Source organism: Actinomycetota bacterium, assembly GCA_019347675.1.
GTDB lineage: Bacteria > Actinomycetota > Nitriliruptoria > Nitriliruptorales > JAHWKO01 > JAHWKW01.
Genome location: JAHWKW010000013.1, coordinates 39,371 through 61,528 on the forward strand (window position 1 = coordinate 39,371; position 22,158 = coordinate 61,528).

A 22,158-nucleotide genomic window follows, 5' to 3' on the forward strand; every position below is an offset into this window, starting at 1 on the left:
CCGTGGCGATGCCCTTCTACGTCTCGCCCGAGCAGATGATGAAGGACCGGGCCGAGTACGCCCGCAAGGGCATCGCCCGGGGGCGGGCACTGGTGGCCATGGAGTACGACGACGGCGTGGTGTTCGTCAGCGAGAACCCGTCGCGGTCGCTGTACAAGACCTCGGAGATCTACGACCGGATCGCGTTCGCGGCGGTCGGAAAGTACAACGAGTTCGAGGCGCTGCGGGTCTCGGGCATCCGCCTCGCCGACGCCAAGGGGTACCAGTACGGCCGGGAGGACGTCACCGTCAAGTCGCTGGCCAACGCCTACAGCCAGGCGCTCGGTGCGATCTTCATGGGGGAGGGCAAGCCCTTCGAGGTGGAGATGCTGATCGCCGAGGTCAGCGGCGAGGACGGGGCGGAGCTGTACCACATCCTCTACGACGGGTCGATCGTCGACGAACACCGCTACGTGGCGATCGGCGGGGAGTCCGAGGAGCTGGCCCGCGCCCTGGAGTCCCGCTACCGGGACGGCTCGTCACTCGACGACGCCGTCCGGCTGGCCGTGTCGGTCCTCGGACCCGACCGCGAGATCGCGCCCGGCGACCTGGAGGTGTCGGGGCTGTCGCGTGAGCGTGAGCGGCGCAAGTTCTTCCGGCTCGACGACCAGGACATCGCCAGGATCCACAGCGAGGGGGCGTGACCGTCACCGACCGCTGGTCGCTGCACGCCAGCTTGATCGCCGTGGCCGCCGTCGTGATCGGCGTCACCGCGGGAGCCGTGGCGGTGGAGCGTTCTCGGGTGCTGGCTCCCGACCGCCCCGCCACGGCCCCGTCCACACCGGCCCCAGCCGGCACCTTCGATCGCCTCGACGGGCAGCTGCAGCGGGTGGCACGCATCGTGTCGGAGGTCCGCGGGCTGGACTTCGAACAGGTCCCGCGACCGACCTACCTCACACCCGACCAGCTCGCGGCGCGCGCACGGGCGCTGGTCGACGAGTACACGGAGGAGGAAGCCGAGGCCGACCGGCGGATCCTGGTCGCTTTGAGGGCGATCCCGCCGGGGACGGACCTGCGTGAGATGCTCGCGACCGCCCTCGGGGAGCAGGTGGCGGGCTTCTACGACAAGCGCACCCGCGACCTGGTCGTCCGGGCCGGCCACGGGGAGCAGCTCGGTCCGCTGGACGAGGTCACCCTGGCCCACGAGCTCGAGCACGCCCTGGTCGACCAGGTCCTGGGGCTGCCGTTCTCCGACCGTGATCCGGGCCCCGGCGAGGAGGACGCGGCCTTCGCGGCCAGCGCGCTGGTGGAGGGCGACGCCACCCTGACCATGATCCGGTACGCCGAGCGTGCACTGACGCCCGAGCAGCACGTGGAGCTGCTGGCCGAACAGGCACGGCTCGCCGCCGAGATCGGCGACCTGACCGACCTTCCCCACATCGTGCAACGGTCGCTGTCGTTCCCGTACGAGGAGGGGCTCGCGTTCGTCGTGCACCTGTGGGACATCGACGGGTTCGCGGCCGTGAACGGCGCGTACCGTCGCCTGCCCACCACCACGTTGCAGATCCTGGTCCCCGAGCGCTACGTCGGCCAAGAGGGCGACGCGGCCGATCCCCGCGACGTCGCGGACCTGCCCGCGCCGTGGACCCGCCACACGTCGCTGGCCGTCGGTGCCGCGGATCTGCTGTTCCTGTTCGAGGCACCCGGGGACGACCCGACGCAGGCGCTGGACGACCCGCGCGGCGCAGCGACCCGGTGGCGGGGCGGTGAGGTGGTCTTGTTCTCCGACGGCGACCGCAGCGCGGTCGCGATGGCACTGGAGGGCGAGACCGGGCTGTGCGCCGCGGTTGGCGAGTGGTACGCGGCGGCGTTCGGACCCGGCCGCGGCAGCCAGGCCCGGATGGAGTTCGAGGCCCCCACCCAGGATGCGGTGGTGACCTGCGAGGGGCCGGAGGTGCGGCTGGGGATCGGTCCCGACCTCGCCACGGCCGCTGCGCTCGCCGCCTGAAGCACGCCGCCGCGACCGCGCTGGGGCCGTACCATGGCGTCCGACGAGCTCGCGAGGAACCGGATGCGGCGCAGGATCTTCGGCATCGAGAACGAGTACGGCGTCACGTGCACGTTCCGTGGCCAGCGCCGTCTGAGTCCAGACGAGGTCGCCCGCTACCTGTTCCGCCGCGTGGTCTCCTGGGGCCGCTCCAGCAACGTCTTCCTGGAGAACGGCGCACGTCTGTACCTCGACGTGGGCAGCCACCCGGAATACGCCACGCCCGAGTGCGACTCGCCGCGGCAGGTGGTGATCCACGACAAAGCCGGGGAGCGGATCCTGGAGGACCTCGTGCACGCCGCGGAGCAGCGGCTGCACGAGGAGGGCATCGCCGGCGACATCTCGTTGTTCAAGAACAACACCGATTCGGCGGGGAACTCGTACGGCTGCCACGAGAACTACCTGGTCACGCGGGTCGGCGAGTTCCAGCGCCTGGCGGACGCGCTGATCCCCTTCCTGGTGACCCGCCAGATCTTCACCGGTGCGGGGAAGGTCTTGCACACCCCCCGGGGGGCGGTCTTCAGCCTGTCGCAGCGCGCGGAGCACATCTGGGAGGGGGTGTCGTCGGCGACCACCCGGTCACGGCCGATCATCAACACCCGTGACGAGCCGCACGCCGACGCGGAGCGCTACCGCCGGTTGCACGTGATCGTGGGCGACTCGAACATGAGCGAGTACGCCGCCTGGCTGAAGGTCGCCACCACGGACCTGGTGCTGCGCATGCTCGAAGAGCAGTCGATCATGCGCGATCTCACGCTGGAGAACCCGATCCGGTCGATCCGGGAGGTCAGCCACGACCTGACCGGACGGCGGCGACTCCGGCTGGCCACGGGGCGCGAGCTGAGTGCGCTCGAGATCCAGCAGGCTTACCTGGAGCGGGTCGAGCGGTTCGCCGCGGCGACCGACATGGACCCCGACGCCAAGGAAGCCCTCGACCAGTGGCGCTACATCGTCGAGACCATCGCCGAGGATCCGTTCCGCCTGCACAGGGAGCTGGATTGGGTCGCCAAGTACCGCCTGATCGAGCGTTTCCGCACCCGTCACGGCCTACCGCTGTCCCACCCCCGGGTCGCCATGGTCGACCTCGCGTACCACAACGTCGCCCGTGACCGGGGCCTGTTCCACGTTCTGCAGCGTCGCGGGGAGCTGCAGCGGCTGTTCGACACCGAAATCGACGAGGCCAAGTTCGAGCCGCCGCCCCACACGCGGGCGGCGCTCCGCGGCCGCTTCATCCGTCAGGCCAAGGCCCGCCGCCGCGACTACACGGTGGACTGGGTCCACCTCAAGCTCAACGACCAGGCCCAGCGCACCGTCCTGTGCAAGGACCCCTTCCGCTGGCAGGACGAGCGCGTCGAGAAGCTGATCGCGTCGATGTAGGAACAGGACTCCGTTAGCCTGCGGCCGCGATGACGGCGAAGGTCGAGCGGCTCATCAACCTCACGGTGGCGCTCCTCGAGACGCGCCGCCCGCTCACCCTCGCCGAGATCCGCCGTGAGGTCGCTGGCTACGGCCACGACGATCCGGAGTCCGCGCGGCGGATGTTCGAACGTGACAAGAACGACCTGCGACAGCTGGGCGTGCCGATCGAGACCCGTCCGGTGGATCCCCTCGGCCCGGACGTGGGTTACCTGATCGAGCCTGACGCCTACGCGCTGCAGCCGGTGGAGCTGTCCGCAGAGCAGATCGCGGCCCTGTCGATCGCCGTGCAGCTCACCGGCGAGGAGGCCGCCCGCCCCGGCCTGGCCAAGGTCGCGACACGGGCCCCCGACCCGGCGGCGGTCCCGATCCCGCCGGCACGGATCGACGTCGGCGCCGACGCGCTCGACGGCGTCGCCGACGCCGTCGTCGAGCGGCGCAGCGTCCGCTTCGGGTACCGCACCGCCAGCGGTGAGGCGTCGACCCGGACCGTGGATCCCTACGGGGTCATCCAACGGCGGGGGGCCTGGTACCTGGTCGGACGCGACCACGACCGCGACGCCGTCCGCGCGTTCCGCATCGACCGTCTCACCACCGCGCCGGCGGTCGCCAGCGAACCCCACGCCTTCACCACGCCCGCGGACCTCGACCTGGCGGCACACGTGGCGGGACCGGTCGGTCAGACCGTCGCCGCGGTCGTGGCCTTCGCCCCCGGGGTCGCCTGGGAGGTCGCCGCCCGCCGCGGCGTGAGCCAAGGCACCCGTGCGGACGGCTGGGTGGTCGCCCGGTTCGACGAGGTGGACCCGCAGCGGTTCCTGCCCTGGGTCCTCGCCTTCGGTGCGGACGCCGAGGTCGTCGGGCCGCCGGATCTCCGCGCCGAAGCCCGGACACGACTCCGGGACGTCTGGGAGGCCAACCGGTGACCGCCGCCGACGACGCCGCGCGGATGCTGACGTTGGTGCCGTGGTTCCTGGAACGTCCGGCTGCCACGATCGACGAGGCCGCCCAGGCTTTCGGCGTGGACCGGCGGACCATCCTCGCCGACCTCGACACGATCGGGTACTGCGGCCTGCCCGGCCTCGGTGGGGGAGACCTGTTCGATATCGACGTCGTCGGCGACCGGGTGGTGGTGCGTGTCGCGTGGGTCGAGGAACCGCTGCGGCTCACCGCCCGCGAAGCGCTCCGCCTGGTGCTGGCGGGAGAGGCGGTCGCAGCCGCTCTCGGCGAGGACCTGCCGGCGCTCCGCTCCGCGCTGGACGAGGTGCGTGCCGCTGCCGGGATCCCGGAAGGCGTCCGGGTCCAGCTCGCCGAGGACGGCACCCACTGGCTCCCGCCGCTTCGGACGGCGATCGCCGACCACCGACGCGTGCGGCTGCGCTACCGCAGCCGGGGCGGAACCGCCCCGAGTCCCCGCCAGGTCGACCCCTGGGCCCTGCAGGTCTCCGACGGCTCCTGGTACGCTCACGGGCTGGACCACCGCTCCGGCGAGCGACGCAGCTTCCGCCTCGACCGCATCGCCGGCCTCGACGTGCTGGACACCCCGGCGACGCCCCGCCCTGCCGACCTCGACCCTGCCCCGCCACGGTACGAACCGGGACCTGGCGACATCGCGGTTGAGCTGGTTCTCGCCCCTGACGTGCGCTGGGTGGCCGACAACGTGCGTCCCGACATCGTCGAGGAACTCGCAGACGGCGGCCGGCGGGTCCTGTTGCACACCGACGCGCTGCGGTGGATGCAGCGGATCGTGCTCAGCGCAGGACCGGGCGTGACGGTGCTGCGGCCCCGTGAACTCCGCGACGCCGTGCGCCGAGCCGCTTCCGCCGCGCTCGAGCGCTACACGCATCCGGACGAGGCCTCAAGCCGCCCCCGCCGAAAGCCGACCACCTGACCAACGCCAACACGGAAGGGGAGCGGCGATGACCACGATCCGGGCGACGTGCCCCGAATGCGGTGAGGTCGGCCTCACTCCAGACGACATCCGTCTGACGGTCGTGCGCGGCGCCGACTCCCCGGTCGGCCCCGATAGCCACTACACCTTCACCTGCCCGATCTGCCGGTCCGTGGTCAACAAGCCCGCCGACGAGCGCGTCACGCGCCTGCTCACCACCGGTGGCGTCACCGTCAACGTGATCCAGGCAGCCCCGGTGCTGCCCCCCCACCCCGAGGATCCGCCCGGCGGCGCGCCGTTCGGCCACGACGACGTGTTGGATCTGCACCTGCTGCTGCTCCTCGACGACTGGTTCGAGCACCTCCTGAGCGCCACCACGACCGGCAGGGCCTAGACTCGAAGGTCCTACCGATGGGCTCACCGTGCTGGTCGTTGCCGCCGCGATCGTCGTCGTGGCGCTGGCCGTCCTCGCCGCCGCCACGTTGCTGCTGGTCCGACGCGTCAAGGGTCTCGCGGCCACGCTGAGGGCGCAGCGATCAGCGCTTGAGCCGGGGATGGTCCTGATCGGCCATGAGGCACGGGCCGCACAGTCGGCGCTGACACAGCCGCGCGCCGGGCCAACGCCGGCCGACGGACACGTCGCATCGACCAGCCGCCCCCGACCGGACCCGCGTACTCCAGGTCTTCGCTGACCCGAGACACGTCTTCGCTGACCCGAGGACGTACACTCGTTGCGGGCACCGCCGCCCGCACCCGCGTCCACGTCAGGATCAGCCCATGAACCCCGGTGCGCCAGAGCTCATCATCGTCCTCGTGATCATCTTGCTCCTGTTCGGCGCGAAGAGGCTCCCAGATCTGGCCGGCTCCGTTGGCAAGAGCATCAAGGAGTTCCGCAAGGCCTCCAACGAGCCTGATGTCGAGGACTCGGACGCCACGGAGCGCGACGCGCCCACCGCGTGACCACCGCCGACTCCGCCGCGACGAACGAGGTTCGCCCGGCCGAGCTGACGCTCGGCGAGCACCTGGCCGAGCTGCGGACGCGGCTGCTACGCGTGGTGATCGCTGTGGCTGCCGGGGCGGTGGTCGGCTGGTTCGTGTACGAGCCCGTCCTGGCGTTCGTCAAGCAGCCCTACTGCAACCTGCCCAGCGCCTACCGCGACGCCCAAGGCGACTGCTCGCTGGTCTTCCTCCGCGTCCTGGAACCGTTCGGGGTCCGGGCCAAGATCGCGCTGATCGTCGGGCTGTTCCTCACCGCTCCGGTGCTGTTCCACCAGGTGTGGCGCTTCGTGGTTCCGGGTCTGACCGAACGGGAACGGCGGTACACCCTCCCGTTCGTGGTGTTGAGCCAGCTGATGTTCACGCTCGGGGCCGCCTTCGCGTACGTGGTCATCCCGCGCGGTCTGGGCTTCCTGATCGGGCTGGGTGGGGAGCAGGTCACCACCCTGCTGTCTGTCGCCGAGTACGTGTCGTTCATCCTGACCACGGCGGTGGCGTTCGGCCTCGTGTTCGAGGTCCCGCTGGTCCTGGTCTTCCTGGCCGCGGTCGGGATCGTGTCGAGCACACAACTGCGTCGTTTCCGCCCGTACGCCCTGGTGTTGAACGCCGTCGTCGCCGCGCTGGTCACACCGACGGCCGACGCGGTCACGATGCTGTTCATGGTGGCGCCCATGGCAGCGTTGTACGAGGGCTCTATCCTGGCCGCCTGGCTGATCGAACGCAGCCGGCGACGGCGTGCGACGGCTGTGGCGGAGGGGACGACCAGATGAGCACCGGCACCCGCGGGCCTCGGACCGGGAGGATCCCGCCACACATCCAGGATCGCCTGGCGGCCAAGCGCGCCCGCGCCGAACGCCGCGAGCTGCTCGGACCGTGGTACCGCCGGGCCCCGTTCGTTGGTGTCGTGGCTGCACTCGTTGGTCTGGCTGCCGGGATCGCGGTCGGTCGGGTCACCGCGCCCGACCCGCTCGCCGCCGCCGCGGAGGAGCTCGGATCGCTGGCGTTGGCGGTCGACCAGTCAGCGATGATCTGGGACTCGGGGTTGCCGACCGGCGAACCGTCCGTCCAGAGCGGTCTCACGACGCTCCGCGATGGCGACCCGTCGGTCGTCACCGAGCACCTGGACACGTGGTTGCGTGCCTACGGGCAGGTGATCGCGGCGCTGGAGGCCGCCGAGGTGTCACCCGCCGCGGACGGCACCCGCCAGCTGTTCGTCGCCGCCGCGGAGCTGTCGCGAGACGCGACCGAGACGGTCGGGGCGGCAGCCGCGGTCGAGGCGGGCGCCCGTGAAGTCCTCCTGATCGAGGCCGAACGCATCCGTGCGCGGGCGGTGACCTACGCCGACGCTGGCGAGCGCGTGCTGCAACGCCTGCAGGGCGAAGACGTCGGGTCCGAGCCGTCGCCGGCCACGGCCCCCGAGTTGCCCCGCCCCGCGGCGGTCACCGAGGAGGACGGCGCCGAACCGGAGCCGACCACCGCCAGCTCGTGAGCACCGCCGATCGCGCCAGCATGCCGCAGCGTTTCGCCGAGGGGTACGGCTTCCCGCTCGATCCCTTCCAGCAGCGTGCCGTCGACGCGCTCCTGGCGGGGCGCTCCGCCCTGGTCGCCGCCCCGACCGGGGCCGGGAAGACGGTCGTCGGCGAGTTCGCCTGCTTCCACGCGTTGGCCGCCGGCGGGCGATGCTTCTACACCACCCCGATCAAGGCGCTGTCCAACCAGAAGTACCGGGACCTCGCCGGCCGCCACGGCGAGGACCAGGTGGGGCTGCTGACCGGGGACCGTTCCGTCAACGGCGACGCACCGGTGGTCGTGATGACCACGGAGGTGCTGCGCAACATGATCTACGAGGATTCCGTGTCGCTGCGCACGCTGCGCTACGTCGTCCTCGACGAGGTCCACTACCTGGCCGACCGTGCGCGCGGGGCGGTGTGGGAGGAGGTCATCACCCAGGTCCCCGCCACCGTGCAGCTGGCGGCGCTGTCGGCCACCGTCAGCAACGCAGAGGAGTTCGGTGAGTGGCTGTCCGAGGTCCGCGAGGGCGACTGCGAGGTCGTGATCGAGGAGCGTCGTCCCGTCCCGCTGCGCCACCACTACTACGTCAACGACCGCATCCACCCGACGTTCGTCTCGACCAGGAAGGGAAAGCAGGGCAAGGAGGCCCGGGAACGTGCCGCCCAGGCGCTGGCCGGGGTCCCCAACCCCAAGCTGTTGATGCTCGAACGGCAGGCACGCCAAAGCCGCGGACGCCGCATGGGTCCGCCGGTCCGGCTGCGTTGGCCGAGCCGCGCCACCGTGGTCACGGAGCTGGCCGATCGTGGGTGGCTCCCCGCCATCGTGTTCGTGTTCAGCCGGACGGGGTGCGAGAAGGCGGTCGACGAGCTGCTGCGCAGCGGCATCTCGCTGACCACCCCGCACGCACGTCGACGGATCGCGGACATCGTCGAGGAAGCGGTCGCGGGGATCCCCGACGAGGACCTGCAGGTCCTGGGCTACCCGACCTGGCTCGACGCTCTGATGCACGGCGTCGCGGCGCACCACGCTGGCCTGGTGCCCGCCTTCAAGGAAGCGGTGGAGACCGCCTTCCAGCAGGGCCTGCTCGACGTCGTCGTCGCCACCGAGACCCTCGCCCTGGGCATCAACATGCCGGCCAAGAGCGTCGTGATCGAGCGACTGGAGAAGTGGAACGGCGAGCGCCACGTGCTGCTGACCCCCGGCGAGTACACCCAGCTGACCGGCCGCGCCGGGCGCCGCGGCATCGACCCGGTCGGCCACGCGATCGTGCTGCATCAGCGCGACATCGATTTCCGCACCGTCGCCGGCCTGGTGGGGACCCGGGCCTACCCGCTGACGTCATCGTTCGCCCCGTCGTACAACATGGCGGTCAACCTCCTGCGCCGCCACGATCTCAAACGTGCCGAGCGGCTGCTGACCGCATCGTTCGCGCAGTTCCAGACGGACCATTCGCTGGCCGGGACCGCCCGACGGGTCGCCGAACTCGAGGACGGCATGGCCGGGTACCGCCAGCACCTGCACTGCTCCCAGGGCGACTGGGCGACGTACTGGTCCCTGCGGCAGGAGCTGACCGAGCGTGACAAGCGCGAGGCACGGCGCCGGCGAGCCGCCCGACGCGAAGCGGTCGAGGCCCGGATCGCCCGGCTCAACCCCGGCGACGTGGTGCACTGGCCGGCCGCGCCCGGCAGGGGGCTGGCCGCGGTCGTGGGCGCCTCCATCACCGGACGGGGCACGGTCCTGGCACGCGTGGTCACCGAGGACCGCCAACTGGTGCGCCTGGGCCCACGAGACGTCGACGCCCCGCCGGAGCGCGTCGCCGCCATCGAACTGCCAGCCGCCGGCAACCCCCGCCAGCCGGCCTTCCGCGCCAAGGTCGCGGCACTCCTCGACGAGCTGGCCCCACCGACCTCCTCCGCCGCCCCCAGCGACGATGGCGGCGCGATCGGCGACGACGTCCGCCGCCTCGGCCGTCGGCTGCGTGACGACCCCGTCCACCACTGTCCTGACCGGGCCGAGCACGAGCGCTGGCAGCTGCGCTACGACGAACTCGCCGACGAACACCACCGCCTGCACCGCCGTCTGGAACGTGAGTCGGGGTCGCTGGTCCGCCAGCTGCACCGGATCCTGCGGGTCCTGACCGATCTCGGCTACGTCGACGAGACACCGGCGCCGACCCCGGAGGGGATGCGGTTGGCGGGGATCTACGCCGACGCGGACCTGGTGGTCGCCGAGTGCCTGCGCCAGCGGATCTTCGACGGACTCGCCCCCGCTGAGATCGCGGGGATGTGCGCACTGTTCGTGTACGAGTCGCGGACCGACGAACCGACCGTCGTCCGACGCTGGCCCAGCGCCGCGCTCGCCACCGCCGTGGATGCGGCCCAGGCTGTGTTCGCGCGCATCGCCGAACGGGAGGTGGACGCCGGCCTGCAACCGACCCGCGACCTGGACCCCGGGTTCGTGGGTGCGGCCTACCGGTGGGCCACGCTGGCGGATCTGGATACGGCGATCGGCCAGCTGCAGCTGACCGGCGGGGACTTCGTGCGCAACGTCAAGCAGGTCGCCGACCTGGCCGGCCAGGTCCGCGACGTGAGTTCGGGGGACCTGCGTGGCGCCGCGTCAGGAGCCGTCGACGTGCTGCGCCGCGGCGTGGTGGAGGCGTAGGGCCGGTTGTCGCGAGCGGTCGCACGGGGCGTCGCGCAGCCCCGGTGGCCATCTGCACCCCAGCCCACGGCGTTGGCCGGACGAAGCATCTGCCGACGGTGGGGCTACGCTCGGCCGCCGATGGAAGCTGCGCTCGTCGACGCGTTGGCGGCGGTGCTCCCCGCCGAACGGGTCAGCACCGACCGCCACACCCTGTGGTTGCACGCCCAGGACTTCTGGCCCCGGCTGGTGATGGCCCGCCGCCGCGGCGAGGACCTGCCGCTCCCGGCCGCGGTGGTCTCACCGGCGTCCCGCGACGAGGTCGTGGCCGTGCTGCGCTGGTGCCACCAGCAGGGGGTCGCGGTCGTCCCCTACGGGGCGGGCACCGGCGTCTGCGGTGGCGCGGCCGCGGTCGCGGGTGCGATCACGCTCGACCTCAAAAGGATGAACGCCGTGACCGACGTCGATGAGGTCTCGGGCACGGTCACCGTCCAGCCGGGGATCATCGGCCAGGCCCTGGAGGACCACCTCGCCGACCGCGGCTGGACGCTGGGCCACTACCCATCGTCGAACCACTGCTCCACGATCGGCGGGTTCCTCGCGGTCCGCAGCGCCGGTCAGGCATCGTCGTTCTACGGCAAGCTCGAGGACATGGTCGTTGGTCTGGAGGTGGTCCTGGCCGACGGGACGGTCGTGCGGTCACGCCCCGTGCCGTCATCGGCGGCCGGGCCCGACCTCGCCCGGCTGTTTCTCGGCGGTGAGGGCACCACCGGGGTGATCACCGAGGCCACGCTGCGGATCTGGCCCCGCCCCGCCACGGCCCGCTACCGCGGTGTCCTCGTCAACGACGTCGTGGCCGGTCTCGACGCCGCGCGTGCCCTGCTGCGCACGGGCCTGCGACCGACCGTGTTCCGCCTCTACGACGAGACCGACACCGCCATGGTCTTCGGGGCTCAAGGGTTGGAGGTCCCGCCTGGTTGCCTGATCGTGGTGGGTGTGGAGGGCGACGCGGACGTCGTGGAGTTCACGTCGCGGCACTTCCTGCAGCTGCTGACGGCAAGGGGAGCCCGCGACCTGGGGCCGGACCCCGGCGAACACTGGCGCGCTCACCGCTACGACATCTCATACCGGTTCGCCGAGTACATGCGCCCCGGCGGTGCGTTCGGCGACGCGGTCATGCTCGACACGATGGAGGTCGCGGCGCTGTGGTCACGGCTCGCCGAGGCGTACGACCAGATCCGGGCCGCACTATCCGTCCACGCCGACCTTGTCCTGGCCCACGTTAGCCACATCTACCCCGAGGGCGCATCGATCTACTTCACGTTCGGTGCCGCAGGCCAGGGCGACGAGGAGGCGGTCGCCGCCCGCTACGACGCCGCCTGGGACGCAGGACAGACGGCCGCTCTTCGCACCGGGGCGACGATCACCCACCATCATGGCGTGGGGCGGCTGCGGGTTCCGTGGTTGGCTGAAGAACTCGGTCCCGGCGGACTGGACGTCCTCCAGCGCGTCAAGCGTGCGCTGGATCCGATCGGGATCTTGAACCCGGGCACGCTGGGGCTGACCGAGGAGCGGCGGTGATCGAACCGCTCGATGCCGTCGCCGACGAAGCCATCCACGGCAGCTACTGCCCGAAGATGTGCAACTTCTCGTGCCCGGTGCTGACCGCGACCGGAGACGAGCGGGCCGCGCCGTGGGCGCTGCACACGGTCGTCGCCGGGCTCGCGACCGGGGATCGCACCGCCGACGCCGCCGCGTACAACGACCTGTACGGGTGCACCGGATGCCATGCCTGCCGGGCCGCGTGCCTGTACGACCTCGATGTCCCCGCCGAGGTGCGTGCCGCCCGCGCCGTGGCCATCGCCGCCGGAGCCGACCCGCCGGCCGTCGCAGCCGCGGCGCGACACGTCCGTGCGGGACGGTCACCGTACGGCGACGCCCCTGCCGCCCTCCCTGTCAGCCGGGCCGACGCGGACGTCGCGGTGATCGCCGGTTGCCGCGACGAACCGGCCACGCTGCAGGCCATCGACCAGCTCCTGGCCGCCGCGGGTGTGGCCGCCAGCTGGGTGCGTCCGTCGGGGTGCTGCGGCGCGACGCCGGCGGATCTCGGCGACGCCGCCACCGCCGGCGCGTGCGGCGAGCAGCTGGCCGCGCACCTCCGCGACGCGCCACCCACCGTGGTGGCCACCGATCCGCACTGCCTGCCGGCGCTCCGCGCCGTCGCGGGGGAGCGCACTGTGCGCGACGTGTCCTCGGAGCTGGCTGACCATGCCCACCGCCTACGGCTGCGTGGGCTGGGTGCGGTGACCTACCACGACCCCTGCGTCCTGGCCCGCGACGAAGGCGTCATCCAGGCGCCGCGCACGCTCCTGGCCGCTGCCGGGGCCGACGTGATCGAGCCGCCCGGTGCCGGCCGGGCCACCGCGTGCAGCGGCGCAGGTCTGGCCCTCGAGCTGGTCGCCCCGGATGCGGCTGGGGCGGTGGCCCGCCGCCGCACGGCCCAGCTCAGCGACGACCGCCCGGTGGTGACCGCCTGCGCCCGGGCGCGGCGCCTGTTGGCCGCAGCCGGGCTCGCCGTCCGTGACCTGTTCGTCGTCCTCGCCGACCACGTCGATGCGGAGCGGGGGCGGTGAGCAGTCCCTACGGGCAGATGCTGCTGATCGCCAACCCGGTCGCGGGACGTGGCCGCGACGCGGTCGTGCCACGCCTGCGGCAAGCGCTGGCGGAACGGGGTCTGGACCACCGTGTGGTGACGACCGAGGGTCCCGGCCACGCCGCGGCCCTGGCCCGTCAGGCGGTCGAGGAAGACGGGCTGCGGTTCGTGGTGGCCGTCGGCGGCGACGGCACCGTGCACGAGGTCGTGAACGGGCTCGTCGACCCCCAGACCGGCCCGCGAGCCCCCGATGTGGTGTTCGGGGTGGTCCCGGCCGGGTCGGGGAGCGACTTCGTGCGGACCTTCGGCCTGGACCGCAGCCCCGAGCGTCTCGCCCGTCACCTGGATGGTGACCAGGTGTACCCCATCGACGTCGGCCGGGCGCGCCTGGCGAGCCGCCAGGGGCACGAACGTGCCGTGTGCTTCGCCAACATCGCCGAGGCCGGGTACGGCGGCGTGGTCGTTGACCGGGCCAACCGTCTGCCGCGGTTCCTGGGCCGGGGCCGCTACCTGGTGGGGATCTTCGCGGCGATCCGCCGGTTCGACCTCCAGGACATCCGCGTGGTGCTCGACCACACGGAGGTGACCGGTCGCTACTCCAACGTGGTGGTGGCCAACTGCCAGTTCTTCGGCGGGAACCTCAAGGTCGCCCCGCGGGCCCTGCCCGACGACGGGCGGTTCAACGTCCAGCTGTTCCGCGGAACCCCACGTGACGTGTTCCTGCTCACGCCGCGGATCCGCAAAGGCGAGCACCTCCCGCACCCGCAGATCCAGGAGTACCAGTCCTCACGCGTGCAGGTGCACAGCGCCACGCCCCTCCTGGTCGAGGCCGACGGCGAGGTCCTGGGCACGACCGACGCCGTGTTCGATCTGCTCCCGAGGGCGCTGGCGCTGAAGATCTGAGCGTCGGTCGGCCTCAGCGCCGCGCCGCTGCGGTCACCGGCTCCGGTTCGGCGATGATGTGGGTGACCGGCAGGTCGAACTGGCGCTCGACCCGGGAGGGCAGATCCATCCACAGCCAACGCGACAGCCCGGCCGGGAGCGTCGACAGGATGATGCCGTCGTAGTGGTCGCCGAGGAGCGCGTCGACGATGGCGTCAAGGGGTCGCTCGTCCCCGACCTCCCCGGTGACGTCGGCGTCGAGCCGAGAGAAGCGCTCCAACGCCCGGTCGAGACGGGCACGTGCGAGTGCCCGGGCCTGTCCGTCGGTGGCCACCAGGTGGTCTTGGGGGAGCGTGGCCGGTACCACCACGTAGAACGCACAGGGCCCCTCGGCGATGCGGCGCTGCATCTCGTCGATGATGTGGTCTCCGCCGAGAGTCTGGTTGGCGACGATCAGGAAGCGTCGCATGACGGCTCCTCACGCGGGGATGCTCTCCACGCTACTCGCCACCGTCGGGTGGTCCAACGGGTGCCGACGGGGCCGTCGGGGGGGGCCGACGACCGCGAAGACCGACCCCTCAGGCGGTCCGACCCGCCTCCGCGGGCGCATCGAGCCAGTCCTTGTCGACCGGGACGATCCCGCGTTCGCGATCGACCTCTGCGATGTACGAGCGCAGCTCCGCGTCGCACTGCTCGCCGTTCCAGCCGCGCTCCTCGCCGAACGCCTGTGCCGCCCACCGGGCCGCATCACCGCCAGCGGCGCGATCGCGCAGGGATACCCGCAGTCGGCGCTGCAGGACGTCGTCGAGGGTGCGCGCGAGCTCGCGCTGCGCCGCCCAGCGCACCTCGCCCCTCAGGTAGGGCAGGTGCGGGAGCAGCCGGTCGCTCTCGCCGTGTTCGACGCAGAACACCGCGACCGCGGCGGCTTCGTTGCCGTGACGGTGCAGCAAGGATCCCGCCAAGAAGGGGTCGACGTCGAGGATCCTGCACACCTCCTGCAGGCCCGCGAGGGCGTCATCGACGCGCTCGCGCAGACCGATGGGGAGCCGGTCGGTGACGCATTCAGCCTTGGATCCTTCGGCCGCGACGATCCGATCGACGACGTCCTCGGCCATCTTGCGGAACGTGGTCAGCTTCCCTCCCGTGACCGTGATCAGCCCCGGCGGTTCCTCGAAGATCGCGTGCCGCCGCGACAGGTCCGCCGACGCGGCCGTCTCGCCCCGGCCGCGGAGCAGTGGCCGCAGGCCCGCCCACGCCCCCAGCGTGTCCGCGAGCGTGAGGTTGGTCCCGAACGACCAGTTCACCGCGTGCAGCAGGTACCCGGCGTGCGGGGCGCTCACCGTGGGCGCGTCGAGGGCGCCGTCGTAGCGCTCGTCGGTGGTCCCCACGATGACCTGCTCGCCCCACGGGATCACGAAGATCCGGCGACCGTCGTCCGCGCCCGACGGGATCAGTGCCGCGTCGCGGACCCGCACCACCTGCCGAGGGAACGTGACGTGGATCCCCACCGACGGGGTCAGCAGCGGCCGCTCCTCCTCCCGGGTCATGTCACGGACCCGATCGGCCCACACGCCGGTCGCGGAGACGACCCAGCGGGCGGTGACGTCGAGCTCGTCGCCGGTGAGCCGGTCGCGGATGGTCGCCCCGACGACGCGATCACCGAAACGCAGGAACCCGACCGCCTCGGCGTGGTTGACGACCAGCGCACCGAGCCGCCGGGCGGTCTGGACGACCGCCAGGGTCAGGCGGGCGTCGTCGGTCTGGCAGTCGTAGTAGCGGAACCCGCCCAGACCGATGCCGTTGACAAGGCCGGGGACGGACGTCAACAGATCGGCGATGTCCAGTGCCCGGTGGCTGCGGACGTTGCGGCCGAAGGCCATCGCGTCGTAGATGGTCAGGCCCGCGCGCATCAGCCACCGATCGGTGCGGTCGGCGACGGGGACGGCGAACCCGAGCGGACGGACCAGGTGCGGGGCGATCTGGCGCAGGAGGTTGCGTTCGCGGACGGCTTCGTGCACCAGGCCGAACTCGCGTTGCTCGAGGTAGCGCAAGCCGCCGTGGACCAGCTTCGAGGATTTCGACGAGGTTCCCGACGCCAGGTCGGCGCGCTCCACCAACGCCACGGTCAGCCCCCGTGAGGCGGCGTCCAACGCGATCCCCGCACCGGTGATGCCGCCCCCGATGATCAGCACGTCCAGGGGACTGCCGGCCGCGCGGTCGAGCGCATCCTCGCGATCGACCAGCGGCTCGACCGGGGGAACAGGGCCGGCGGGGCGGCCTGAGGGGGGCATCGGCGTGCCTCCTCGGTCGCAGCCGCACCCGCTCGCGAGCCTAGCAGCCGGGGGTCACCGCTTCCGTACGATGCCGGCGGATCGAAGTCCGGAGAGACCCCGTGAGCGACGCTCCACAGGAGCGGCGCAAGCGTTCCCCGGGGAAGGCCCCACGCATGGGAGGTAATCAGATCAGCGACCACGCCGAGCGCCTGGCCCGCGCCCGTGCGGTCCTGCGCGCCCGTGGCCTCGACGCCTTCCTGGCAGGGCCATCCGCGGACCTGTTCTGGCTGGTCGGCTACCGCGCCCCGGCGCTGGAGCGGCTGACCATGCTGGTGGTCCCGGCCGAGGGTGACGCGACCCTGGTCGTCCCCGAACTGGAAGCGCCCCGCGCGGCAGCCAGCCCGGCGCCCGATGTCGCCGACGTGGTCACGTGGCCCGAGTCGGGCGACCCGGTCGGCGAGGTCCGCTCGTCGCTGGTGCGCGCCGAGGTCCCCGGCGACGCGGTGCTGGCCGTGCAGGACCGGTTGTGGAGCATGTTCCTGCTACAGCTGCAGGACGCGCTCCCCGCGGCACGGTGGCGGACAGGCAGGGACGTCAGCCGCGACCTCCGCCTGCGCAAGACTCCCGCAGAGGTGAACCTACTCCGCGCCGCAGCGGCCGCGATCGACCGGGTCCACGCGCGTGTGCCCCACTTCGTCCGTCCCGGCCGAACCGAGGCGCAGGTCGGGCGTGACATCGCCGAAGCGATCCTCGAGGACCACGACCAGGTCAACTTCGTGATCGTCGCGTCGGGGCCCAACGGCGCGAGCCCCCACCACGAGGCCGGAGACCGGGTGCTGCAGGACGGTGACGCGATCGTGGTCGACATCGGCGGAACCCGCGCCGGCTACTGCTCGGACATGACCCGCGACTACGTGCTGGGACGCATCCCCGACGGGTACGCGGAGCTGCATGGCGTCTTGGAGGAGGCCCAACGTGCCGGGGTCGACGCGATCCGAGCGGGCGTGGCGGCGGAGGAGATCGACCACACGTGCCGTTCGATCATCGCGGCGGGCGGGTACGGGGAGCTGTTCACCCACCGCACCGGCCACGGCATCGGCGTCGAGGAGCACGAGGATCCCTACCTGGTCGCCGGGAACGACGAGCCGCTCGAGTCGGGGATGGCCTTCTCGGTGGAGCCGGGGATCTACGTCCCCGGCCGGTACGGGGCGCGCATCGAGGACATCGTGGTCGTCACCGAGTCCGGGGCGGAGCGGCTGAACCGACTCGACCGCGGCATCGTCGAGGTGGGAGGGTGATCGGACCGCCCGACCGGGAGGCGTCCGTGCAGGTGCGGCGGGCCCGGATCGAGGAGATCCGTCCGCTGGCCGAGGCGTATCGCGACGAGTCGTCGCAGAACACCGCCCCGTCGGACCCCCCGCAACCTGCCGGGGGGATCTTCTGGATCGCCGAGGAGGCGGACGGCGGCGAACCACTCGGATACGCCGGTGGGACGCTCCGTCCGGGCGGGCTGACGATCGGCCCTGTCTACGTCCGGCCGGCCGCCCGCCGACGGGGGATCGGTGTGCAACTGCTCCGTGAAGTCCAGCGCTGGGCCGCACGCACCCGCATCCCCGTGGTGGAGGTTTCGGTCGCGGTCGACAACGACGAGGGACGCGCCTTCCTCGAGGCGCGTGGGTACGTGCCGCGACGGATCCTGTTCTCTCCCACGCCCGAAGCCCGCCCTGACGCACCAGGTGCCGGGGCAGACACGCGGTGAACGGCGACCAAAACATCGACCGCAAGGCACGGCGCGCCTGGCGCATCGCCGGGTACGGCACGCTCGTGGTGGGAAGCGGCCTCGCGGCCGCGGGGGGGACGCGCGGCGCCTCGGGCGAGACCGGGATGGTGCTGTTCCTGCTGGGGGCGCTCGTCGCGTGCGGCGCCGGGACGCTGTACGCGATCGTGAGCGGGGCGGTCGACCAGATCCGCGACCAGCCGGTCGGACGCGCCCGGTTCCGGGCCGCCGTCGCGCTGGGCGCGCTGACGATGCTGCTGCCGTTGCTGCTGGTCGGTGCCGCGCGCTGACTGCGGTCCCGGCGTCCGTCACCTTGCTGGCAGAGCGACCGGGCTTGTAGGCCGCGACGACACGACGTTGGTAGCCTCGACTCGCCCGTGGTCGGAGAACGTTGACGCTGAGCGACGCGATCGGCGTGTCCCGCTCGAGCGAGCCTGCGGGGGTGTTGCCGCGGGACGCGTGGCGGCTGGACAACCATCCTGACCTCCGCCCCGGTGAAGCCCGGCTGGACGTCGAGTTGCTGCGGCTCCCCGCCGGGCTGCTCACCCACCTGCGCGACACCGTGGCGGACGAGCCCGGTGCCCGCCGGGCCGTGCTGCTCGAGACGGTGGCGGAGCGCGGCAAGCTGCAGGCACCGCACGGCGGGAGCGACGGGAGCGTGGTCGGACGTGTGGCGGCCAGCGCCGATCACCCGTCCGGTGTCGCGCCGGGGCGACGGGCGGTCGCGGCCGCCACGCTGGGAAGCGTCCCGTTGTGGCTGCGTCACATCGCCGCCTGGGACGGGATGTCACCCATCGTGCCCGCCACCGGCCACGCGATCGTGCTGCCGACCACACCGCTGGCGGTGGTCCGCGACGATCTCGACACCGCGGTCGCTGTCAGCGCCGCGGAGACCGCCCCGGTGGTCGCTGCTCTCCGCCGGTTGGTCGCCGTCGACGGCCGTGTCGCGCTGCTGGGTGGTACCGGCGGGGCCGGGGCGGTGGCAGGGGTCGCCGCACGAGAGGCTGGGGCCACGTCGGTGGCGGCCACCGCCGCGACGCTGCGCGACGCTCGCCTGATCGAGCACGTCGGGGCTGCCACGCCGGTGGTGTGCGACCCCGGCGACGCGGTCCAGGCAACGCGTTCGCTGGGCGCGGTCCTCGGTGGACCCGCCGACGTCGCCGTGGCCGTTGCGGGCGCGGTGGCGGCCGCGGCGCTCACCGTCCGGGTCGGCGGGACGGTGGTCGTCGCCCCCTCCAACGACACGCTCGCCGACGTGGCAGCGTCAGTGCGTGCCGTCGGTCGCGACATCCAGCTGCTGCTGGCCGGCGGGCACGTCGCCGGAGAGGTGGCACTCACCCTCGACCTGGTGGGGGAGTACCCGCGGCTGAGGGCCGTCATCGCCTGGCACACGGGGACAGGGACCGATCCCACGCTCGGCGCGGCCCAGCGGAGACGGCCGTGACCGCAGCTGCCCGCGGCACCCTCCTCGTCGCCGACCGGGTCGTCACGCTGGGCCACGGCCGCACCGAGGCACACGCCGTCCTGGTCCGCGGCAAGCGCGTGGTGTGGGTCGGAGACGATCCGGCTGCGGCGCCGCAGCACGCTGCCCGGTTCGAGCTGCCGGGATGCACCTTCGGCCCGGCGTTCGTCGACGCGCACGCGCACCTGACGATGACCGGGCTGTCGCTGACCGGACTCGACCTGTCGCAGGTCGCCAGCGGCGCGGAGCTGCTGCACACGGTTGCGACGTACGCGCAGGTGCACACCGGCCGGGTGCTGTGGGGCCACGGCTACGACGACCACGACTTCCCCGACGCGCTTCCGTCCGCAGACCAGCTGGCGGACGTCACCCCGCACTGCGCGGTGTACCTGACCAGGACCGACAGCCACTCCTGCCTGGTCGACCGCCACACGCTGGCCGCCGCGCCGCTGGCGCGGGCCGCCGGTGTCGAGCGCGATCCCGACGGGCGCCAGACCGGGGTGCTGCGGCGCGAGGCGCACCGCATCGCACGCCGCTGGGCGTTGGGTGCGATAGCCGAAGGCGACCTCACCGCCGCCCGCGAGACTGCGGCGGGACACACGGCCTCGTTGGGGATCGGCTGCGTTCACGAGATGGGCGGCCCGGACATCATGGGGACCGGAGATTTCGACGCGTGGATCACCGACCGCTGGCCGGTCGAGGTGATCGGGTACTGGGGCGACCTCGACCTCACGTTCATCGCCGAGCGCGAACTACGCCAGGCCGGCGGCGACCTCTTCCTCGACGGGTCGCTGGGATCGCACACCGCGGCGTTGGAAGCCCCGTACGCCGACGCGCCGTCGGAGAACGGCCTGCTGTTCCACTCCGACGACGAACTCGTCGAATCCTTCCGGGACGCGACCCGGTCGGGGGTCCAGGTCGGGGTGCACGCCATCGGCGATGCCGCGATCCGCCAGGCGGTGCGCTGCTGGCAGGCGGTCAACGCCGAGCTCCCCGACTACCTGCACGGTGAGATCCGTCGCCTCCGCCACCGGCTCGAGCACGCCGAGGTCCTCCCCCCCAATCTGCTGGCCGCGATCGCGGAGCTCGGTTTGGTCGCCAGCGTGCAGCCGGCCTTCGAGGCGACCTGGGGTCGCCCCGGTGGGATGTACGAGCGTCGCCTGGACCCCGCACGCCGCGAGTGGATGAACCCCTACCGCGCGTTGGCCGACCTGGGTGTGCCGCTGGCGTTCGGCTCCGACGCCAACGTGACCCCCATGGACCCCTGGAGCGGCGTCCACGCGGCCGAGCATCGCCACCACCGCCGGCACGAGCTGTCCCGACTCGAGGCGGTCAGCGCGAGCTGCCTGGGTGGCCGTTACGCCGCCCGCCAGGACCGCGTCTCGGGCGTGGTCCGGGCCGGGATGCGTGCCGACCTGGCCGCGTGGGAGGGGGATCCATTCGAAGCCGACGATCCGCGCGGTGCCCGGTGCGTGCTCACGATCGTGCGCGGGCGAGTCACCCACGGCGATGCACCACTGCCGCGCTGGGACGAGGAGCCCGGCGACACGCCGCTGGGGTCGTGACGATCACGCGAGCAGCGTCCGGGCGGTCGGGCCGCCGTCCCGACGCAACCGGATGGTCGTGCGGTCCGCGCTCCCCGGTGTCCACACCACCCATACCCCCGGTGACCTGCGACGATGCCGCTGGCGAGGTCGTTGTCGCGCCGCAGAAGACGTCGGTCACAGGCCGCCGGCCGGGCGACTCTTGACGTGATCTGAAGCGGCCAGCATCCTGCTGGCGTTGGTTCGTTCGGCGCCCACCGGGGGCGGACGCGACGGAGCGGGGGACCGGGGGTGTTGCGCAGCGGAGCGGTCGCGAGCGACCAGTCAGCGCCGGCCCAGGCCGACCCGGCCGCCGTGGGGACCGCCACCAACGCACGTCGCGTCCCGGCGGCATGCTGGAAGGACCGACGACCTAGCGCAGCGGGCTTAGTAGACAACGCCGGCGGGCCTCCGCTTCCCGCCTGAGCGGCACCAACGGCACGCTGCGCGCACCGTTGAAGGCCCCGGGGCGACCCGGGGCCTTCGGCGTCGGACCGGGAACAGCGACCACCGCGCCGACGTTGCCTGCCGTGCACGGGCCTGGTACGACAGCCGCTCACCAACGAGGAGAACCCTTCCGTGGGACGCAAGGTCAGCCCGACCCGGACGGTCGACGACTTCCACATCACCAACGACGTTGACGACGACGTGCGCGACGACGAGTTCCTCGACGCAGACGACGACCTCGACGACGATCTACTCCCCGGGGACGACGACGAGGAGGACGAGGTCCTCACCGATGCGGACGACGACGTCCTGGCCGAAGACGACACCGACACAACCGAGGACGTCGAGGTCCCACTCGCCACGGTCGACCAGGACGAGGATGACGATGAGGACGCCGACGCGGACGTCCTCGTCCGCGTCGTCGAGGACGACGAGGAAGACGAGCAGGATGTCGACGGTCTCCGCGAGGGAGAGTTCATCTGCAGTTCCTGCTACCTGGTCAAAGGACCGACCCAGCTCGCCGACGCCAAGAAGATGATCTGCCGCGACTGCGTGTAGCCGCAGCGCTCGTCCTGGCGGTCGCGGCCGGCGTCGCGGGGTGGG

General features: G+C 72.3%; 22 protein-coding genes. 20 read left to right on the forward strand and 2 right to left on the reverse strand.

Going from position 1 to position 22,158, the window contains the following annotated elements; genetic code table 11:
- Window positions 1–2: 2 nt before the first annotated feature.
- From prcA to KY462_10210, 14 genes are all read left to right on the forward strand, one after another.
- Window positions 3–683 carry a proteasome subunit alpha gene (gene prcA, locus KY462_10145; GenBank protein MBW3578078.1) on the forward strand — a complete coding sequence of 227 codons (681 nt, stop codon included), beginning with the start codon at window positions 3–5 and terminating at the stop codon, window positions 681–683.
- Window positions 680–1,987 (forward strand): hypothetical protein, encoded by a 1,308-nt coding sequence (locus tag KY462_10150; protein MBW3578079.1) that lies wholly within the window; start codon window positions 680–682, stop codon window positions 1,985–1,987. The genes prcA and KY462_10150 overlap by 4 nt, the downstream gene beginning before the upstream one ends.
- A gap of 63 nt (window positions 1,988–2,050) precedes the next feature.
- Entirely contained in the window at window positions 2,051–3,403 is a 1,353-nt protein-coding gene (gene pafA, locus KY462_10155) for a Pup--protein ligase (protein ID MBW3578080.1), read from the forward strand.
- A 29-nt stretch (window positions 3,404–3,432) separates the two neighbouring features.
- Window positions 3,433–4,365, forward strand: coding sequence for a WYL domain-containing protein (locus KY462_10160; protein MBW3578081.1), 933 nt, complete (start codon window positions 3,433–3,435; stop codon window positions 4,363–4,365).
- Window positions 4,362–5,330, forward strand: coding sequence for a WYL domain-containing protein (locus tag KY462_10165; protein ID MBW3578082.1), 969 nt, complete (start codon window positions 4,362–4,364; stop codon window positions 5,328–5,330). The genes KY462_10160 and KY462_10165 overlap by 4 nt, the downstream gene beginning before the upstream one ends.
- Window positions 5,331–5,358: 28 nt before the next feature.
- A complete protein-coding gene (locus tag KY462_10170; protein ID MBW3578083.1) occupies window positions 5,359–5,724 on the forward strand; it encodes a hypothetical protein in 366 nt (121 codons plus the stop codon).
- A gap of 28 nt (window positions 5,725–5,752) precedes the next feature.
- On the forward strand, window positions 5,753–6,022 hold the full coding sequence (locus tag KY462_10175; protein MBW3578084.1) for a hypothetical protein: 270 nt from the start codon (window positions 5,753–5,755) through the stop codon (window positions 6,020–6,022).
- 85 nt (window positions 6,023–6,107) lie between these two features.
- Entirely contained in the window at window positions 6,108–6,290 is a 183-nt protein-coding gene (locus KY462_10180; protein MBW3578085.1) for a twin-arginine translocase TatA/TatE family subunit, read from the forward strand.
- The gene (gene tatC, locus KY462_10185; protein MBW3578086.1) at window positions 6,287–7,096 is read left to right on the forward strand and encodes a twin-arginine translocase subunit TatC; all 810 of its coding nucleotides are present in this window, start codon (window positions 6,287–6,289) and stop codon (window positions 7,094–7,096) included. Before KY462_10180 ends, tatC begins: the two co-directional genes overlap by 4 nt.
- On the forward strand, window positions 7,093–7,815 hold the full coding sequence (locus KY462_10190) for a hypothetical protein (protein MBW3578087.1): 723 nt from the start codon (window positions 7,093–7,095) through the stop codon (window positions 7,813–7,815). The genes tatC and KY462_10190 overlap by 4 nt, the downstream gene beginning before the upstream one ends.
- A gap of 20 nt (window positions 7,816–7,835) precedes the next feature.
- Window positions 7,836–10,499 carry a DEAD/DEAH box helicase gene (locus KY462_10195; protein MBW3578088.1) on the forward strand — a complete coding sequence of 888 codons (2,664 nt, stop codon included), beginning with the start codon at window positions 7,836–7,838 and terminating at the stop codon, window positions 10,497–10,499.
- Window positions 10,500–10,619: 120 nt separating this feature from the next.
- On the forward strand, window positions 10,620–12,059 hold the full coding sequence (locus tag KY462_10200; GenBank protein ID MBW3578089.1) for an FAD-binding oxidoreductase: 1,440 nt from the start codon (window positions 10,620–10,622) through the stop codon (window positions 12,057–12,059).
- Complete coding sequence (locus KY462_10205; GenBank protein MBW3578090.1) at window positions 12,056–13,111, forward strand: (Fe-S)-binding protein; 1,056 nt, start codon at window positions 12,056–12,058, stop codon at window positions 13,109–13,111. Before KY462_10200 ends, KY462_10205 begins: the two co-directional genes overlap by 4 nt.
- Window positions 13,108–14,034, forward strand: coding sequence for a diacylglycerol kinase family lipid kinase (locus KY462_10210; protein MBW3578091.1), 927 nt, complete (start codon window positions 13,108–13,110; stop codon window positions 14,032–14,034). Before KY462_10205 ends, KY462_10210 begins: the two co-directional genes overlap by 4 nt.
- Before the next feature lie 13 nt (window positions 14,035–14,047).
- Here the strand turns inward: KY462_10210 and KY462_10215 are convergent, their stop codons facing one another.
- Together KY462_10215 and KY462_10220 are read right to left on the reverse strand one after the other, a co-directional pair.
- Window positions 14,048–14,482 (reverse strand): hypothetical protein, encoded by a 435-nt coding sequence (locus KY462_10215; protein ID MBW3578092.1) that lies wholly within the window; start codon window positions 14,480–14,482, stop codon window positions 14,048–14,050.
- Between the two features lie 109 nt (window positions 14,483–14,591).
- Complete coding sequence (locus tag KY462_10220; protein ID MBW3578093.1) at window positions 14,592–16,304, reverse strand: glycerol-3-phosphate dehydrogenase/oxidase; 1,713 nt, start codon at window positions 16,302–16,304, stop codon at window positions 14,592–14,594.
- A 155-nt stretch (window positions 16,305–16,459) separates the two neighbouring features.
- Here KY462_10220 and KY462_10225 point away from each other — a divergent pair, with 155 nt between their 5' ends.
- The 6 genes from KY462_10225 to KY462_10250 all read left to right on the forward strand — a co-directional run bounded on the left by KY462_10225 (window position 16,460) and on the right by KY462_10250 (window position 22,113).
- Window positions 16,460–17,584, forward strand: a complete 1,125-nt coding sequence (locus KY462_10225; GenBank protein ID MBW3578094.1) for a Xaa-Pro peptidase family protein — start codon at window positions 16,460–16,462, stop codon at window positions 17,582–17,584.
- Window positions 17,585–17,610: 26 nt separating this feature from the next.
- Window positions 17,611–18,045, forward strand: coding sequence for a GNAT family N-acetyltransferase (locus KY462_10230; GenBank protein MBW3578095.1), 435 nt, complete (start codon window positions 17,611–17,613; stop codon window positions 18,043–18,045).
- The gene (locus KY462_10235; GenBank protein MBW3578096.1) at window positions 18,042–18,353 is read left to right on the forward strand and encodes a hypothetical protein; all 312 of its coding nucleotides are present in this window, start codon (window positions 18,042–18,044) and stop codon (window positions 18,351–18,353) included. Before KY462_10230 ends, KY462_10235 begins: the two co-directional genes overlap by 4 nt.
- Before the next feature lie 101 nt (window positions 18,354–18,454).
- Window positions 18,455–19,507 carry a hypothetical protein gene (locus KY462_10240; GenBank protein ID MBW3578097.1) on the forward strand — a complete coding sequence of 351 codons (1,053 nt, stop codon included), beginning with the start codon at window positions 18,455–18,457 and terminating at the stop codon, window positions 19,505–19,507.
- Window positions 19,504–21,090 (forward strand): amidohydrolase family protein, encoded by a 1,587-nt coding sequence (locus KY462_10245; protein ID MBW3578098.1) that lies wholly within the window; start codon window positions 19,504–19,506, stop codon window positions 21,088–21,090. The genes KY462_10240 and KY462_10245 overlap by 4 nt, the downstream gene beginning before the upstream one ends.
- A gap of 597 nt (window positions 21,091–21,687) precedes the next feature.
- Window positions 21,688–22,113, forward strand: a complete 426-nt coding sequence (locus KY462_10250; protein MBW3578099.1) for a DUF4193 family protein — start codon at window positions 21,688–21,690, stop codon at window positions 22,111–22,113.
- Window positions 22,114–22,158: the final 45 nt, after the last annotated feature.